This is a genomic window from Halorubrum alkaliphilum (assembly GCF_017873815.1).
Taxonomy (GTDB): domain Archaea; phylum Halobacteriota; class Halobacteria; order Halobacteriales; family Haloferacaceae; genus Halorubrum; species Halorubrum alkaliphilum.
The window spans coordinates 1-18473 of sequence record NZ_JAGGKQ010000039.1 but is presented as its reverse complement, the minus strand read 5'-3'; the positions used below and the strand labels follow the sequence as shown (position 1 = coordinate 18473).

At 62.2% G+C, this 18473-nt stretch carries 10 protein-coding genes and 1 pseudogene; 7 read left to right on the top strand and 4 right to left on the bottom strand.

Annotated features, from left to right (window positions below):
* Positions 1-126 precede the first annotated feature (126 nt).
* Positions 127-1802, top strand: a pseudogene (locus tag J2751_RS14815) (transposase).
* Between the two features lie 255 nt (positions 1803-2057).
* Here the strand turns inward: J2751_RS14815 and J2751_RS14810 are convergent.
* Positions 2058-4160: a glycoside hydrolase family 15 protein gene (locus tag J2751_RS14810; protein WP_209487167.1), complete on the bottom strand. Its 2103-nt coding sequence runs from the start codon at positions 4158-4160 to the stop codon at positions 2058-2060.
* A 100-nt stretch (positions 4161-4260) separates the two neighbouring features.
* Here J2751_RS14810 and J2751_RS14805 point away from each other — a divergent pair, with 100 nt between their 5' ends.
* Positions 4261-6540: an alpha-amylase family glycosyl hydrolase gene (locus tag J2751_RS14805; protein ID WP_209487164.1), complete on the top strand. Its 2280-nt coding sequence runs from the start codon at positions 4261-4263 to the stop codon at positions 6538-6540.
* A 41-nt stretch (positions 6541-6581) separates the two neighbouring features.
* Positions 6582-7667: a TrmB family transcriptional regulator gene (locus tag J2751_RS14800; RefSeq protein ID WP_209487163.1), complete on the top strand. Its 1086-nt coding sequence runs from the start codon at positions 6582-6584 to the stop codon at positions 7665-7667.
* A 36-nt stretch (positions 7668-7703) separates the two neighbouring features.
* Here J2751_RS14800 and J2751_RS14795 read toward each other — a convergent pair whose 3' ends face one another.
* Positions 7704-8195, bottom strand: coding sequence for a CBS domain-containing protein (locus J2751_RS14795; protein ID WP_209487162.1), 492 nt, complete (start codon positions 8193-8195; stop codon positions 7704-7706).
* A gap of 301 nt (positions 8196-8496) precedes the next feature.
* Between J2751_RS14795 and J2751_RS14790 the strand changes: the two genes are divergently transcribed.
* Entirely contained in the window at positions 8497-11841 is a 3345-nt protein-coding gene (locus J2751_RS14790; protein WP_209487161.1) for a PAS domain S-box protein, read from the top strand.
* 194 nt (positions 11842-12035) lie between these two features.
* The gene (locus J2751_RS14785) at positions 12036-12989 is read left to right on the top strand and encodes a DUF7504 family protein (RefSeq protein ID WP_209487160.1); all 954 of its coding nucleotides are present in this window, start codon (positions 12036-12038) and stop codon (positions 12987-12989) included.
* 259 nt (positions 12990-13248) lie between these two features.
* On the opposite strand, the gene J2751_RS14780 is transcribed toward J2751_RS14785, so the two are convergent.
* The gene (locus tag J2751_RS14780) at positions 13249-15873 is read right to left on the bottom strand and encodes a PAS domain S-box protein (RefSeq protein ID WP_209487159.1); all 2625 of its coding nucleotides are present in this window, start codon (positions 15871-15873) and stop codon (positions 13249-13251) included.
* Between the two features lie 427 nt (positions 15874-16300).
* The gene (locus J2751_RS14775; RefSeq protein ID WP_209487157.1) at positions 16301-16843 is read right to left on the bottom strand and encodes a HalOD1 output domain-containing protein; all 543 of its coding nucleotides are present in this window, start codon (positions 16841-16843) and stop codon (positions 16301-16303) included.
* A 316-nt stretch (positions 16844-17159) separates the two neighbouring features.
* Between J2751_RS14775 and J2751_RS14770 the strand changes: the two genes are divergently transcribed.
* Together J2751_RS14770 and J2751_RS14765 are read left to right on the top strand one after the other, a co-directional pair.
* The gene (locus J2751_RS14770; protein WP_321168751.1) at positions 17160-17537 is read left to right on the top strand and encodes a YgaP family membrane protein; all 378 of its coding nucleotides are present in this window, start codon (positions 17160-17162) and stop codon (positions 17535-17537) included.
* 193 nt (positions 17538-17730) lie between these two features.
* Positions 17731-18129: an iron-sulfur cluster assembly scaffold protein gene (locus J2751_RS14765; protein ID WP_209487153.1), complete on the top strand. Its 399-nt coding sequence runs from the start codon at positions 17731-17733 to the stop codon at positions 18127-18129.
* Positions 18130-18473 lie beyond the last annotated feature (344 nt).

The window sequence follows — 18473 nt, the reverse complement described above, 5'->3', positions numbered from 1 at the left end:
TGGTCTTCGTGGAGTTCACTGTCTGCTTGCTGCTGGTGTTTGGTCACATTCACAGCAAGCAGACGTTCTAACTAACCGGCTTTGTGAGGTACTGATACTTGAGCGTGTCGTGGTCACCCTCTAGTCGTGGCTCCAACCCGTGAGTCTCGCCGTACTGTCTTCCGGCAGATCGCCCAGCTATCCTATATCGACTGGCCCACGTACAAGTCGAGTCCACTGTTCGATCGCACGTCGCTTTCCGGATTAGGGTCGGACGTTCGTCTCGTTGCGGAAACATGGTTCCAGCTTGACGATCACGATGGCGTTGATCCATTCATCCACGCAGTGCCGCTCGCATCCGTTCAGTTCGATGCCCATGACCGATACGCAGGCTCGACGAGCTACGAGATGGAAACACTATTTCGCCTGTTCCTGCTGAAAGAATGCCACGGCTGGGACCACGAAACTGCCCTCATCGAATACCTCACTCAGCACCCCGATCTCTGTGATCAACTTGGCTTGGAGTCGGTCCCCGATCAGTCCACGCTGTGGCGCAGCTGGCACCACCGATTCACAGCTACACTCCAAGATACTGTTGAGACCGCAGCGCGAACCATCCTCATCAAAGCACAGAACGCGGGCGTCACGGTCCCGCGCGAGCCAAACCGACAGAGTCGCAGACACTGTGACGAGGGTCCGGAATCGGACCCCGATGACCAGACCGTATTGAAACAAGCCGAGACAGTCACTGAGCGGGTCGGTGATGTTGCGTTCCAAGCGTTCTCACTGGACCGTGGCGAGTGCTGTGAAATCCACGAGAACGCCTACTGGGGCCTCCAGACCTATCTCGGACTTCGCGAGAACTTGGCTGTCAACGAAGGCGCTCGGAGCTTTATTCACGAGTCGAACCGAGACCGTACACCACTTGGCCACGCCCATCGCGAGCATGTACGCGATCTCTCAATCGAACAGATACGGAAGATGTATCGCCAGGCGGTGAGTCGACTGCTGGACCGGGTAGCAGACACAGAGGAGTTCTTCCGGGCTGGCATCGTCGCCATAGACATTACTGAGTCCGACCCGTTCACCGGCGATAGGACGGACCACGAAGACGAGATTATTGGCACGAAGGAGAAAACCGACGAGTACGCCTACCAGTGGGCGACGGTCCAGCTGGTCGGGAATGCTGTTCCGATAGTCCTCGATGCGTGCCCAGTTCGGAAAGGCGCACCCGGAAGGAGATCGTCGAGGACCTCTTGGACTCGGCAGAGGCGGCTGTTCATGTTGATAACGTCCTGATGGACCGAGAGTTCGACAGCCAGCACATCCTGGAGATGATCAGCCAACACGACCTCTCCTACGTCGTCCCGAAGCGGATGTAGACCAGTGAAAGAGCGCAGGCGAATCGGCTCCTCAAGAAGGGAAAGGACCGCTACGAGACCGATCGGAAGTTACATCTCGGCGATAATGAGTGGCACTCGACGACACTGATCTACCGACGCAAAGAGAACTCCGAACACACCGATCATCGGCAGTACTCGGTCTTCATGACGAACCGAGGCAACGGCCTGCTCACAGAGTACGGGTACCGATGGGAAATTGAGAGCGGGTACAAGTCGATCAAGCGGTTCATGGCCGCGACGACCTCGAAGAACTTCGGCCTGCGGTTTTTTTACTTCGTATTTGCCTGTCTTCTGTACTCGATCTGGCGGGCTGTGGACCTGCTTGTGCAGGTCGAATTAACCGGTGAATACGAACGCTCGCCCATTGTGACAGCCGATAATACGCTGACGCTGGTGAAGAAGGAAACGGGAATCGGATAGTAGCGGTACTCACCCCGTGGTAGCCCGACTCTGAGTGGCTACGCTGTCGAAAGTAGCCGAAATTCGCGTATATGGTTGAGATTTCAACAATATGGGCCATTTGGAGAGCAATCTGAGTCAATTTCCGCTCTCCGATTCGGCCAAAACCATGCATCACAGGCCCGCTATACCCACTGTAGTCTCAACTCATCATAAATCGGTATCGCCGTGGATCGTCGGTATATAAACACTACCGACGGAGATCCGCCAGTCGACTCAGGCGTCGGCGGCGGCGGAGGGCGTCGCCGACGGGAGGTCGTGCTCGTCGAGCAGCGCGACCGTCGCCAGTCGGATCGCGTGGGGCCAGCCGAGCGGGGTCGCGCTGTCGGGCGTGCCGTCGTCGAAGAACTGTTCGGGGAGATAGCCGGTGGGCTCACACAGCGACCCGCCCGGCGAGACGTGCGCGAGCAGATCGCGGGCGCGCTCGGCCAGCTCCTCGGCCCGCGAGTCGTCGTGTGCGTCGAGGAGGACGGCGAGCTCGGCGCAGGCGTTCGCTCCCCACGCGGTCGAGACCGTCCACACCTTCTCGGAGTGCTGGTCGCCGCGCCGCCAGCCGTCGCCCTCGTACCGGATCAGACCGGCGATCTCGTCGGTCTCGTGCGCGAGCCCGTCGACGACCGTCTCGACGTGGGAGACGAGCCGGTCGAGCCGGTCGTCGTCGACCGCGCCGTCCGCGTCGAGCGCGTCGTACGTGCGGTGCGCGCTCGCGAGCGCCAGCGTCGCGGAGTCGAGCCGGTCGTCGATCTCGCCGTGTACGGTCTCCCGAAGCGCGTAACAGCCGCGCTCCGGCACCCAGACGTCGTCGAGCGCGTCGTACACCTGCCGGGCCCGTTCGCGCGCGTGAGCCGCGGGGTCGGGCGGGGCGTCGTCGCGATCGGCGGAGGCGTCGCGGGTGACCTCACCTGTCAGTCCCGCACCGTGGAGCGCGAGCTCGCCGTAGGCTTCGAGGAACGTCGCGGTCGTGTGCGTGAACCGGCCGACGGAGTCTTCCCACGCGTTCTGACAGACGACAGGTCGACCGTCCTCGCCGAGCGTCCCGTCCAAGCTGGCGAGCGCGTCGACGAGGGCCGCATCGAGTCCGTCGACGTCGACGCCGACGGCCCGAGCGCGCGAGAGGAAGGCGATGACGCTGCCGGTCTGGTCGGCCTGATAATCCACGTCCGGGCCGTCCTCGATCCGGGCGTTCGCCCAGCCGGGTGCGAGCGAGCCGTCTCGCGGCCAGACGCGGTGGGGCCACGCTCCGTCCTCGCGCTGCGTCGTGACGTACATCCGCGCCGAGCGCTCGTGCCAGTCGTCGAGATCGAGCCCGAGCGTCTCGTCGGCTCCGAGGAGGAACGTCGATATCTCCGCGTCGTCGCGGAACCACGTGTAGCCGTAGCCGCCGGAGTGCTGGTAGTACGGGTCGAAGTCGGGTCCCGCGATCCGGAGCCCTGTCTCCGCCGACAGCAACGACAACACGCGGAGGTCCGCGACGACCGACTCGCGCGACGGGACCGGATCGGGAACAGTCGGTACCGTCCCGCTCGCCGCGTCCGCCAGCGCGTCCGGCGTATCGAGTTCATCGAACAGCGACGAGAGGTCATTACGGGCCGTCTCGCGGCTCGTCTCGGCGGGCTCGGTCAACAGCGTGCCCACGGTCGTCTCGCCGTCGACGAAGGGTGCGTCGACGATGACCTCTCCGGAGAGCCGCTCCTCCTCGTAGCGACCCTCGTCGCGACCGCGGGGCAGGTCGACGGGGGAGTCGTCGAGCAGTTCGGGGAAGGTCGTCGGGAGCTGTCCACGGAGCTCCGCGAATCCGGTGGCGCTTGCGAGGAAGTCGTGTTCGTCGGCGTGGTACACCTCGATGGCGTCCGAAAACCGGAGCTGGCCCACCCGGTCGTCTCGGCCGTCGGGCGCGAAGGTGGCGTACGCCACGAGCGCGAAGTCGTCGGCCGCGAGTTCCGTGTCATCCGCGGGCTCGACCGTCGCGTGCGTGAGATGGGCTTCGCCGATCGCGACGTCGTGCCGACGGACCGTCGCCACGTCCGTCTCGTGGACCGTCTCGACGAGCGTCGTGTCGCCGACGTACCGCTGGCTCGTCGCGGCGGCGTCGAACCAGATCACGTCGTCGTCGGCCTCGATGCCGAACCGTGACCGGACGAGACCGGTCCGGCCCGTGAGTGGATATCCAAAGTCGCGCAGGCCGCCGTCCGGAGCGACGTGGACGAGTCGACCATCGCCACCGGTGAAACGTCCCGTGACCGTCCGCCGCTCACCCGAAAAGAGCCGCTCGTGGCCGGCCGTCCGTTTGTAGTCGTCGAGCGCGTCGCGTAATCGCATCTCTCGATTCGACGTACGCAGGAGTCAAAAACGTTTGGTGTAATCGTCGTTCATTCGTTAGAAAGAAAACGTTCAAGCGGGTCGGCCCGAGGAACGGTCCATGCACGATCCAGGACCGCCCCGGACGACGAGCGTCGGCCGCGCCGTCGAGTTGGCACCGCGGGACCCGGATCCCGGGGGCCGGTACACGTGGACGCTGCGGGACACACCGAACGGGAGCGACGGGGACGTCCTCGAACCGGGCGAGACGAGCCGGGACGACGAGCCGGTTGTCCGTCTCGATCCGGACGTACCGGGAACGTACGTCGTGAGCCTCGACGCTCCGGACAGAACCCACCGTCAGCGAGTCCGCGTCTTCCCCGACGAGCGCCGCGAGACGGAGATCCGGGTGCCGGCGAGCGACCTTCCGGTTCCGGACGACGCGGTGGATCGCGTGAGCGTGAGCTGGCGACACAACGACCGGCTTCTCGCGCGCGACCGCCCGGACCGCGAGGGCGACGAGTGGGTCCTCCGGACGCGGGTCCCGCCGGGCCGTCACGGCGTGAGCTTCCTCGCGAACGACGACCGTGCGACCGCCAAACACCACGTCCACGAGGTCCCCGGGCCGGGACGCCCCCGACTGTCGCTCGACGCGCACGTCGAGGCAGCCGAGGCGGGGACGGAGCAGACGCTCGTCGTCGACGCCGACGTGGCAGTCCCGCCGGGGTCGACGACGGATCCAACGGACGTCGACGTGACGTTCCTCCTCGACGACCGCGACATCGACCCCGAAGCGGCCGCACGGATCGAGGACCGTGCCGAGGCGCACCGCCTCACGATCCCGCTCCCGGACCTGCCGTCCGGACACGACGGACCCGACGGATCACGCGGCGTCCGGATCCACGCGGTTCCCCACGCCGAGCGACACGGAGCGATGGCGACGGTCCGAGCGGCGGTCGGCGAAAGCGAAGACGTGGACGCGAGCGGGACGCCGGGAGGCCAGGGCGCGCACGGAGAGAGCACGCACGACACGGAGTCCGCGGTCAGGGTGACGGATCCACACGCCCGACCGGAATGGGCGGACTCGCCCACGATATACGAGGTGTACGTCCGGTCGTTCGCGGGCGACACGCTCCCGACGACGTTCGCCGAGATCGAGCGCCGGATCCCGTACGTCGAGAGTCTGGGGATCGACGTGCTCTGGCTGACGCCCGTGCTGGCCTCCCCGACCGAACACGGCTATCACATCACCGACTACACCCGGACGGCCGACGATCTGGGCTCGCGGGCGGCGTTCGAGTCGCTCGTCGAGACCTGCCACGACGCCGGGATCCGCGTCGTCTTCGATCTCGTGATCAACCACACCTCCCGCGATCACCCGGCGTTCCAGATGCACGCCGCGGGCGTCGAGGCGTACCGAGACCACTACCGACGGGCGGACCGCGCGTTCGACGTAACCGGAACCGACTGGGCCGAGATCGGGGAGGGAGACATGCCGGAGTACTACTTCGACTGGGAGCGCATTCCGAACCTGAACTTCGACTCGCCGACGATTCGTCAGTGGCTACTCGGCGTCGTCGACGACTGGGCCGAGGTCGTCGACGGGTTCCGCGCCGACGTGGCGTGGGGGATCCCCCACGGGTTCTGGAAGGAGGTGGCCGATCGCGTTCCGGACGACGTCCTGCTCCTCGACGAGACGCTGCCGCACGACCCGTTCTACGGCGAGGGGGAGTTCCACCTCCACTACGACACCTCGCTGTACGAGACGCTGACGGGGATCGGCGCGGGCGACGAGTCGGCCGACGCGGTCGCCGACGCCCTCGACCGCGCCGAATGGCTCGGCTTCGGCGATCTACACGCACAGATGCGCTACATCGAGAACCACGACGAGAACCGCTACCGGACCGAGTACGGCGACGCGGCGGCCCGCGCCGCCGCCGCCGTCACGTTCACCCTTCCCGGAGCACCGATGATCTACGCCGGACAGGAGCGCGGCAACGAGGCGACCCGCGGCCCGTTCCGGTGGCACGACGGCGACAACGGACTCACCGACTTCCATCGTCGCCTCTCGACGCTCCGTGACGCGGAGCCGTCCCTTCGGTCCGGAGCCGTCGACTTCGACGGCGCGGCCGCGGCCGTCGACGTTGTTGAAGGGGATCCCGACCGAGTGACCGCCTACGAGCGGAGGGCGACCGAAACCGGAGGCAGAGACGAGCCCTCGCGGACCGACGATGACGCGGATCGGCTCTTCGTCGTGATCAACTTCGCTCCGGAGCCGGCAACGGTCTCGATTCCGGACCGAGTAACGACGGACCTGTTTGGTAGCGAGTCGGACGACGGGGCGGGTGCGCGAGGTCTCGACGGAACGGTCGTCGTCGAGAGCGTCGCGGTCCTGCGGTGACCATCGACCGCTATAAGTGACCACCCCACAGTTCTCGGCACATGGACGACCGGACGCTCACGGACCATCTCCGACGGTTCGGGCTCTCCGAGAAGGAAGTGGACACGTACCTCACTCTGTTGGAGCACGGCGAGGCGAAAGCGAGCACGGTCGCCGATGCCGCCGGCGTCTCGAAACGCTACGTGTACAGCGTGAGCGAGTCGCTGGCCGACCGGGGACTCGTCGAGGTACGCGACCACGCCGTGCCAACGACGATCCGGGCGAACCCGCCCGAGGAGGTGGTCGATCGGCTCCGCTCGGACGTGGAAGCGATCCGACCCGGTCTGGAGGAGCGGTTCTCGCGGACCGAATCCGAGACCGAGCAGTTCGAGGTCGTCAAGTCCCGTGCGACCGTGATCAAGCGGGCGCGATCGCTGATCGACGACGCGGAATCGGAGATCGTTCTCTCGGTTCCTGAGGCCCGGCTGCCGGAGCTACAGGACCCTCTCGCGGACGCGGTCGGCCGGGGCGTCTTCGTGTTGCTCGTCGTCTCCGACGTCGACACGCCGCGAGAGCTCGACGGACCGGCGATCAGTGACGGCGAGATGGACGCGGGCGGTCTCAGAGGAACGGCCAGCGTGGTTCGGACGTGGAGCGAGGCGATGCCGACCCTGCTCACCGTCGACTCGTCGGCCGGGATCGTCGCCCCGCCCGAGCTGATCCGAGGGGGCGTCTCGGATCGGCAGGCGATCGTTTTCGCGCAGGAGCAGCTCGCCCCGGTCATCGTCGGCTCGTTTCTCGGGAACTACTGGCCCGTTGCGACGGAACGACACGCGACCGAGCCGACCGAGCTACCGGCGTCGTACGAGAACTTCCGGAAAGCGGTGTTTCAGGCGACGCTCCACCTGCGAAGCGGGACGTCGCTCGTCGCGACGGTCGCCGGCCGGTGGACCGATGACGAGTCCGACGCGGAGTTTTCGGGCCGAGTCGCCGGCGTCAAACAGGGGACCGTCGAGCCGACGAACAACGAGTTCCCCGTCCAGCACTCGTTCGAGGTCGAGACCGACGAGGGGACCGTTTCGGTCGGGGGACAGGGAGCGTTCATCGAGGACGTCGAGGCCGACCTCGTTCGGTTCGACGTCGAGTAGACTCGTCGGATTCGGCCCGATCTCGAGTGTTCCCACCTAGGCCCGTTCGTCCCTGAACGCGCGGATCACGTCCTGCCGAGCGATCAGTCCGACCAGACCACCCCCTTCGTCGACGACCGGCGCGCGGTTGATGTCGGGATCGTCGCCAGATAACAGCGCCAGAATCTCGTCGATCCCGGCATCGGGGCTGACCGTCGCGGGCTCGGCGGTCATGACTTCCGATATCGGTCGATCCGCGTTCCGAACGAGGTCGACGCCGAGGTCGAGGTCCGCCCACGGCGGTTTTACCTGATACGTGAGCGTGTCGACGAACGGCGGGAGACCGATCGGGATCCACAGCGTCTCCTCCTCCGGCTCGAACAGGTCGACGAGATCCGACTCGGTAACGACGCCGACGACACGGTCGTCCTCGTCGACGACCGGGAACCCCGAGAAAGCGTACCGGGCGAACTTCCGGAACACGTCGGAGACATCGTCATCGGGGGAGACCGTCGTCACGTCCGTCACCATGAGCTCGCGTGCGTACATACGTGTCCGTCGTCGCCACGGGTCCTAGTCGTTACGGGATGGACGGTGGGCATCGACCATAATCTCGGAGGATAGATTTGATGCGTGCCTTCTATACAATTCTCATACCATGTGCGAAAAGCCTCCACGAATTCTCAATAGAGTATCCTTTCAGTGGTTGCAATAGGAATCTACCCGCTAATCCCGAATATCATGGCGTCTACTGACGCAGGAATCTTTCGCTTTTCCGCCGTGAAACCTGATCGTATGCCATCGTGGCGACACCCTCAAATCGATTCAGAGTAGTAATTTACATATCAAGATGAGTCCGGAACCCACGTCGCCTGACCGCGACGCTGATACGTTCCTTGCGCGGTTGGCGATCGAGGCGCCATCACCGATCCTCGTCGCAGAGGCCGACACGGGGACCGTCGTGGCAGTCAACGAGGCCGCGACCGATCTGTTCGGCCGCGGCCGGTCGTCGCTTATCGGGATGCATCAGACGGAACTACACCCCCCGGAGGCCGAGACCCGTCATCGCGAAGGATTCGAGGCGGTTCAGAAAGGCCAGCAAGAACACGTAACTGCAGAAGCCGACGAACCAGTAACGGTCCTTCGTGCCGATGGAACGACCGTCACCGTTGACGCGATATCGACGACGATCACACACGGTGGCACCGAGTACGTACTCGGCGTCTTTCAGGACGCAAGCGAGCGCCTGACGTATCTCGACCGGCTCGAACGCCAAGCGACCGCGATGGATCTAACGACGTCCGGTATCGCACTCCTGAATGATGACGGTGAGTACACGTATCTTAACGACGCGCACGTCACGTTGTTCGGGTACGAGGACCCCGAGGAGCTACTCGGCGACACGTGGCGGCAGATATACACGGACGACGTCATCGAACGGATCGAAACGGAAATACTCCCGATCGTTGAAGAGACGGGGTCGTGGGACGGTGAACTGGTCGGCGTCAAACGCGACGGGAGTTCTATCACGCAGCAAGTGTCGCTTGCGCGGCTTCCCGACGGCGGAATAGCCTGTGTGAATATCGATCTCACCGAGCGGGAACACCGGCTTCGTCGACTCGAGGAGACGCGTTCGCTCGCTGAAGAGATGATGATGGCGAACGAGTACGAAGCGGTGATCGAGACCGCGATCGAGGGGGTGACGGAAATTATCGACCGACCGTTCTCCGGCTATTGGGCGTGTAAAACCGTTGAGACGGAGACGACTGCTGCTACCGCCTCCGAGCAGACGGTGACTGACGCGCTCGTTCCAGTGGCTGTCTCCAACGCGGGGCAGTCGATCGTCGATGAGGTACCGGAATTCCGGGCAGGCGAGTCGCTTGCGTGGAACGCGTTTGATTCAGGCACGCCCGCATACTATCCGGATGTGGCCGCGGAGGCTCACGTTCATAACCGTGAGACGCCAATCGGCAGCGAATTTATCGTTCCTGTCGGTGATGACGGCGTGTGTATCATAGGAGCGCCGGACACAGCCAGTTTCGACGAGAGCGAGCGCAAGCTCGTCTTGATCATTACCCAATATCTCAGTACGGCGATACAGCTCGCCGCACAGAGACGGCAACTGCGCGAGGCGCGTGACCGAATCGAGGCCGAACGCGATCAGCTCGAACGAATCATCAACGCGGTCCCGCAGCTCATCTTTGCGAAGAACACAGACGGAGAGTTTCTGCTTGCGAACGAGGCGGTCGCGGAAGCGTACGGCACTACGGTGACGGATTTGATCGGGTCGACCGACGCCGACTTCACGGCCGACCCGGACGAGGTGGACGCGTTCACTGAAGACGATCAACGGGTGATCGAGACCGGCGAGCCGTTGTATCGTGCCGAAGAGACACTGACCGACGCGACGGGTACGGAACGCGTATTGGAAACCTGGAAGATACCGTTTACCCCGCTCGATAGCGATGAGGACGCTGTTCTTGGTGTCGCCAACGATATTACCGAGCTCACCGACGCGCGCAACGAACTCGACCGACAGCGCCGGTTGACGAACCTGTACGCCGTGAGCAATCGCGTGTTCCAAGTAACGGATCCAGCGGACGCGTTCGATGCATGTGTCGAGGCTGTTGCTGACGTCGTGACAGCCGACGAGGTCAGCATATACGACCGGAATACGCCGGACGGTGCGCTCGTGCGGGTCGCAACGGCAGATACCGAGTCAGACATAGCGAGTCGACAGCAGATTCAGCCGGGTAAGACGGACATCTGGCAAGCGTTCAACGAACCAGGTACGTACTGGCTGCCCGCCGGTGACATTTTTGACTCGGACGTGGCGGGGGAAAAGCACGCGCTCGTCACGCAACTCGATGACACAACCCTTCTGAGCGTGGTCCTCGCGGAGCCCGACGAGACGTTGGAGTCGTTCATACGGGCGGTGAGCCAACAGGTTTCGGCGGCGCTCACACGGATACACCAGCAGACATCGATAGAGGAGCTCTCGGATGACGTTGCGCATGTCCAACGGCAAGCAGACCGGTATCGAAACCTGTGGGAGGCGGTAATCGAGGCGGTCGAAACCCTCGTGGCGGCCGACACAGCGGCAGCGGTGCGGGATGCAGTCATCGACTTCGGCGAACGGGTAGCGGAGTACGCGTTTGTTGGTGCGTACGACCCCCTGACCGAGCAGGTCGATCCACTTGCAGCGTCCGAGCCGGGCGGGCCGGCGAAGCTGTACGACACGAGCGAGGAGTCGCCTCTTGCAGTCACCGCCGCCGCAGCAAACGAAACACAACGTATCGTGGATAGGCGGGCGCCCCCAGATGGCGACGGCGAGTATGTCAGCCGATTGCTCCAGTTCGGGTACCGAGAATCGCTTGCAGCACCGCTAAGCTATCACGGGACCGTCCACGCTGTCGCCGAGTTCACCAGTACGGACGTCGGTCGGTTCAACGAGCCGGAGCGGCGGGCCATCGAGGCCGTGGCGGACGTCGCCGGAATACGTTTATCATCGCTCGGCTCGACAAACGGGGCGAACGCACCGCTCGTCTTCGATATCGAGTGTCAAAACCCGCCACCGCTGTTTCCTGACCTCCCGGCGAACGGCACGGTCGTCGTCGAACACGTCGCGTTGACCGATAGAAGGCAGTTTCACATGACCGGCCGAGTCGAGGGGTACACTGACGCGGCGTTTCGCGACTACGTCGCAGTGACACCCGGTCTCGAACTCGAGGCGATCGACTCGACCGAGGATGGCGCACACGAGGTCGTGGTGCAAGTAACGGATACGCCGGGTCGGTCGCTGGCTCCGCTTCGCGACGTACTCATCGAAACGGACACGCAGCTGCGTGGGGTTCGGTCCCGCCCGAATGCCGACGTCTTGGAGTTCCAGACGACGGATCCGACGGTGGTCAGTCGCGTCCGTGAGGAGCTGTCCGGCGTTTCCGAGTCGTGTCGGCTCGTCTCGAAGCGGCATGTGGCCCAGTCGACGGGGGTCGACAACGGGTCGAGTGGACAACCGGAGTTGACGCACCGACAGCGGGAGATCGCCGAAACGGCACTTCAGGAGGGGTACTACGATGACCCCCGTGGCATCAGCGGTGCCAATCTCGCTGATCGGTTCGGCGTGTCCTCGTCGACGCTCCACCAGCACCTACGGGCCGCGGAGTCGAAGATCATGCGCGGATTCTTCGAGTGATGAGCTGCGACTGATTGTTGCGAAGGTGAACACGGACATATCAGGCATCCTCTCCGTCTGGCATACATATCCGGGCACACAATTAGTATCGCTCATGGAGCAACTATCAGCATGATGTATATTTGCAGTCGTGCGGCACGAACTCCGGCACTCTGCCGTTACCGCCATCCTCCAACACGAGACGGTGATTCCGCGTGAGCACCCGCTCGGTCGACCGGACCACGATAGTGTATGAGTACCTGAACGCGTCAGATGATCTCATCGTGAGCGCGACGAGCGATGAACGCTCGTCGTGGGTCGATTCATCCGTCTATGCCGACGATTACGCAGACAGTCTAATCACGCGGCTTCTCGAGGCCGAGAGCCATCCCGGTGAAGCGTTCGAAGCCGTCTTACAGCCGTCTCCGGAGGCGATCGCCCCGGCGTTCATCGCTGACACCGGCGTCCAGCCCGACGACGTCGTTGGCTTTGCCGCGCCGAGCTCTCAGCTGTTCGATGACTTGTTTTATGCCGTATACGCGGCGATGACCGAGAACGGCGCCGTACTGACGACGAAGTACCCGCGCCACGAGATACGCTCGCAACTCTCGACGGTGGATCCGACCGTCATCGACGCGACGCCGGGCGCGGAGACGGACGGCGGTGTCGACGTCGCGACGCCGGACTCCCAACCGGTTCGGTGTGGCGACCTCACCTCGCTTGGTGTCGCCGCCGAACGGGCGACGACACGACTCGCGACGGATGACCGAACGGGGACGTTCGCGATCGCAACGATGACGCAGTTGCTCGTGCATCACGACACGTCCGCACTCGACAGGTTCCTCCACGAACTAGTCGGCCAGTGGCGGAATCAGGGTGTTGGTGGGATCGTACATATACCGCCGGACGGTGCCGTCAACGACGCCGACTGGTTTGGAGCGGCACACTTCGATTACGTCGTCGAAGCACGAACCAGTAACGTCCAGATAGAGGCGCGAGTGTGCGGAAAGCGAGACGTCGCTCCCACGTGGCAGGTTCTCGGGTCGACGGTCAATTCGGGCGATGACGAGCCCTTCGCAAGAGTCGAGGCGGCCGCGTTCCGACGTGGCGTAGCTGAGACCGACCATGAGGCATCACAAGGGGGTGTAGCCAGTGACACCGACCGGTGAATCCGGACCACAGGCCGGTTTCGTGTTAGTCGGTTACACGTTGCTGATGCTTGCCATTGGACTGCTGTTCTTCTTATGATATGACAACTTCCGTCTCGGGGCGCCGATGACTTCCTCTACGTAGCCGTCTACAGACCAGCAAAGAGAGTATCTCGGGGTCGTACGGAAATCAAGAATTTCCGTGATGATGAGACGCATTCAGCGTCTCGAACCACTTGACCCCGAGACGGTTCACGCGGACCGATATACAATGGAGTTTTCAGAGTACCTGTTCGGATGGCATCCGCTCTGCGTCGCGGGTTCCCGCTACTGTCGGAATCTGTAGGGTGACTTCGGTACCGAGATCAGTCACGTCGACGGCGACCTCGCCGCCGAGAACTGAAATCAACATACGGATCAGCCAGATCCCGACCCCCGAACCGTGCTGTAACGCCGTCTCCTCACCGGTAACCAGCGCCCCGCGTTCGATGTCTGGCATCCCCGGCCCGTCGTCGGCGACGGCGATCTGCAACCAACCGTCCTTCTCACGCCGTACTGAGACATCGACGTGTGGGTCCGCTCGGTCTCCCGCGACCACCGCGTTCTTCATCACCTCGGTAAGCGGGTGTACAACCCAGCGTGAGGCGGTCACGTCTGGAGCGTCAATGGAGACTGCGATCGTTGCGTCCGGGTGTTCATCCTGTGCCGTCGCGATCGCCGTTTCAGTGACAGTTCCGATGTCGGCAGCCGACTCGTCGCACGGGATCTCACGTGGCGCCCGGTCGATCACCTGCATTTTATCGGTGATCCGTTCCCAGCCGTCGAGTATCCGCGTGAGTCGGTTGAGATGCTCTTGGCGACGATCAGGGTCCGGTTCCTCGGCGAGTATCGTCATCCATCCAACGAGCTTATTCAAATCGTTGCGGATATTGTGCCGGACGACCCGCTGGAGCACCTGTAAGTGCTGGCGCTGTCGCGTCTTCACAGTGATGTCGTTCCCCTCGACCGCGATCAACGTGATATCGCCGGCAGCGTTACGGATCGGCTTGAACGATACGTCGAGACGAACGAGACCATCTCTGCCCTGTAGCTCCGCTTCGCTTCGTACGAGCGTGCCGTCCGCTGCGCGGGTAACCGCCTCGCTGACGGTGAGTTCGGTGTCCGCATCGAGACGTAGCCATCGGAACTCGTCAAACGGTTCACCGACCATAGCCGACCGATCGACACCGCTGTGTGCGACCAGCGCATCGTTTACTTCGGTCACAGTCCCGCTGGGACGGAGCAACGCGGTTACCTGATAGGGGCTGTTGAACACCGCCTCCAGCCGGCGAACGTACTTCTCGCGTTCAGAGATATCGATGAACAGCACGTCAGTACCGACGACGGTGTCGTCAGCAGTGCGTGGGATCGCCCGTAACAGACACGGGATCGTGTCGCCGTCCGCCGTCACGAGCGTCCGTTTCGTGACCGTCAGATCGCCGCTGAGCGCGCGGTCGTACCCGTCCGACTGAAGCGAGTCGGCTGAGGGAGCATCATAAAACTCACTGAGCGGCTGACCGATTACCGTCTCGACCTCGTATCCTAGCGCCTCACAAAACGATCGGTCACAGGTTTCGACGATCGCTTTGCCGTCGACGGCGCGAGTTTGAACGAACAGTAACGGGCCCTGATCGAACAATCTCGATGCCCACTGCACCCGCTCGGAGCGCGTCGTCGCGTCTCGTCCTATCGCCAGCACGCGGTCGGAGTCGCCGTCGACACCACTACATGTGACATGAATATCGATCCATGTGATCTCACCGTTTTCTGCCCTGATGCGGAGCGTCTCAGCAGTTGTCTCGCCGGTTTCGATCGGGCGGCGCAAGGCGTCAGCGGCACGTTCGCGATCCGCCGGGTGAACTATTTGCTTCCACTCGTCTATCGTCGTCGGACTCGCACCGACCGTCTCTTGCAACGTCGGGTCTAATGTCACTGTGTTCGTGCTGAAGTCCCACTCACCGATGCCCGTCTCCGTGCCCTCAAGGACGAGTTCCAGCCGATCGGTCCGTTCCGTGAGCTCTCTGACCAGCCGGCGGTGCTCAGTGATATCGTGTTGAACGCCGATGTAGTGCGTCACCATTCCGTTTTCGTCTCGAACTGGCGTCACGGAGAGCTTCGCCCAGTACGGCTCACCCGCTGCGGTGTAGTTTCTCACCTCAGTCGTTATCGGTCGCTCGGTCTCTATCGCCGTGCGTATCCGTTTTGTCGTCTCCGAGTCCGACCCGGGACCTTGGAGGAATCGTGGATTTCGGCCGAGCGCATCCGACCGTTCGTACTCGGTTAGCCGTACAAACTCCTCGTTGACGTACACCAACGGGTTCCCCGGTTGGGTCGGATCCGTAATCTGGATGCTAGTTCCTGCTTCGTCCAGCGCCCGCTCTTTGAGTTCGAGTTCGCGTTCCCGGGTCTGCCGCTCAGTCACGTCACGGACCGTACAGACCATGCGAGACGGGCCGACCATCGTGAGGGACAACTCAGCCGGGAACGTCGTTCCGTCAGGTCGACTTCCAGTCACTTGTCCCCGCCAGTGACCGTCGCGGTCGAGCGCGTCGAACGCTTCCGCTTCGATCCGCGCTACTTCGTCCGCAGCGTACAGCGCGCGCCAGCTCTGGCCGAGCAGTTGTTGTTTGCTGTCAAACCCGTACATATCGACGTGAGTCTGATCGACATAGACGTACGTCTCGTCGTCGAGAACGGCGACTCCGTCGGCGGCGTCCTCAATAGCTTGCCGAAATTCGCCGAGTCGGATCTTCGAAGCGGCGTTGCTCGGTAGGTCACGGCTCCGCTGAGCGGAGATCCGGTCGAGTGCCGCAGCAAGTGCGGCTCCCGCTCGGTCGAGCACGTCACAAACAGTCGCCTCGTCCAACGCGGCCACCCCGTCGTGATCCCACCCCGCGGACAGCACGCGCTCAGAACCGACCGAGACGAACAGTTCTGCGCGTGGCAGCCAGTGGGTGCCGGCTGACGACCTCGGTCCCGCTACCCCGCCGGTTCGAATCGGCGCCTCGACCGTGATACATCGTTCGACAAGTGGTGCGTCTGGTGGAGGAGTTCGAGCCGGCCGACCCATCTGTCGTTCGCAAATAAGTAATGGTGCTGAGGCCGAGCGGTCTGTCGACCGTCCGTTGTCTGAACCATCTTTGCACCAGTCCCGGCGACGCCACATGGTAACTGCGGTGTCTTCTAATGCGTCACGAACCGCAGCTACCGTCCGATCAATCGCTTCTTTTTCCGTCGATTCGCCGTTGAGGTCGACTGCCAGTTCGAACAGTGTAGCCTCGATTGGCTCGGTATCACTGATCATCAGTCCCTGTCGTCAGCGACTCAGTCGAAGACGGCTGAGAGGTCACGTTGCTGACCTGTGTCTGAACACTCCAGAGCTGCTCGACTATCGCCCAGAGTGGATCCACGAGTTCATTATCGGACGCGTTGCTGGCGGCCGTCCACACGTGCTCTTCAGCTTCGGCAAGCGCCGCCTCCGCAACCTCTAGAGCTGCTTCGGTCGATTGCTGTGTACGTGCCTCCGCTGAGAGACCGTACGGCACAGGCTGCGTGCGGTACGCATCCGCGTCGACGATTTCGATCCATCCGTCATGTGTTATCGTCACAAACATATCGTCGTATCGGAACGAGAGCGTTCCCTCTTCGATACGAGTTGTGGAGGTGTTCGGACCACCAAACAGGCAGTTGATCGCGTCAGCGTTGACGTACCTATCGAGGCGGCGAAGTTCTTCATGCTCTGTATTCCTAAACATCACAATTGCTTCGAATACGGCGTCGAGTGCCGATATCGAACCTGTAGGATCGAATCGAGTTACAGAGGAGCTCGAGTTCATATCAGAAGCAATGACTGATTCAATATGTACTGTTCCGCGGACTACTCAGGCTCTCACGATTTGCACCTGATATGTACGTGTTTGCCCGGCTCAATAGATGTTCAACTGGGCTTCCGTCCAGCAGGTCTGATGAATACGAGCGGAGACCTGCGTGACTCGATGGTCCACTCGAGTCACGCGTTTTGCCTCTGACGTGTTCCCCTCACTTCAGCTGTGGTGTCAACCTAGCGGAATGGTCGACAGATCAAAACTAACCGGACCGATATTAATCGGTTTGCCGGAATAGTTGGGTATTGAGTAGAACTACCGAACACTTATGATGATCGTATCACTGGAACCACGATTCAACCGTTCGAATATGTACCTGCTCAGACGCGAGCCGATAGTCCTCTGGAGCTGCCCGACTCAAAGAGAGAGTACCGCCGTTCACGACAAGGTGTATGTATGTTATCGCATCTACAGTACCTGTAGCGGCCAATACCCCAGGACAACAAATAGTATCATCTTAGTTGGGTTTAGCGCAGGAGTGGCATTGGTAGTGCTTGCTTTGCTCGCCACTCTCAACGTCGTGACCGTGCCGATCGGTTCGGCGCTCGGGGTTGGCGTCATCGCGCTTGTGTTGATCGTCGAAGGGACGACCCGCCGGTGTCTGTTGTATCGTGTGCTCAGGACCGACCGGTGTCCGGTTGATTGATCACAGCGCTGTCGGACTCTGCTGATCGTAACGGTCCATCGCATCACCGATACTCTCCGTGTGGAACCGATGTCGCAGCGCCCCTCAACTGTAGGTTCTGGCCGGTATCTGTTGGTGTTGTTCGGGTGGTTGGAACCGCCTACAGAACCCTCTCACCCCGATCGTTCATTATCATTCGACGGTGAAGGTACGTATGGAAGAGAAGTTCATCAGGGAATTGCTCGCTGATCACTCACGAAATCCCCAGAACTACGGGAGGCTCGCAGATCCGGATGCCAAGCATGAAACGAGTAATCCGCAGTGTGTCGGCCCAACACATCCGGAGGGAGACGAAGTCACGCTGACGGTGGAGTTGTCTAACGAGACGCCACCGGTCATTGAAACGGCTCAGTTCACTGGACGGGGTTGTACGCTGTCACAGGCAACGGCGTCACTACTCACCGAGGAAATGATCGGATCATCGGTTGCTGAGGTCGCCGACTGGGATAGTGAAACGCTTGAGAACTTGGTCGGCATGGACCTAACACCGTCACGGCTCAAGTGCGCCGAACTGGCACTCGTGGCCGTCCGAAACGCAGTCGAGAGCCGTTGACATCCTGCCCGCGCTGAAGCACGAGGCTTTCTCCTTGAATCTCCGTAACAATGATATACGGGTCGTTCACAGGAATACAAGGCGGATGCCACGGGGCTTGACCCCGAGGCTGTTGACCAATCACGAAAGTGCTCCGCGAGATCAAGCGGCGCTGAATACTTTGCTCTCCGACGCTTCTCTGTGAGTACCGTGCCGGAGGTCCTATCCAACGTCGATCGGGGAAAAATCGATTCGGGTGACGACAAACAGTTGGTCGTGTCACAAAGTCCTCTAGAGTTCAGTAGCAACTGGCTCCCGTGAGGAACGGGTTGCCTCTGGTGTCCAACCTACGAGGCAACCCATGC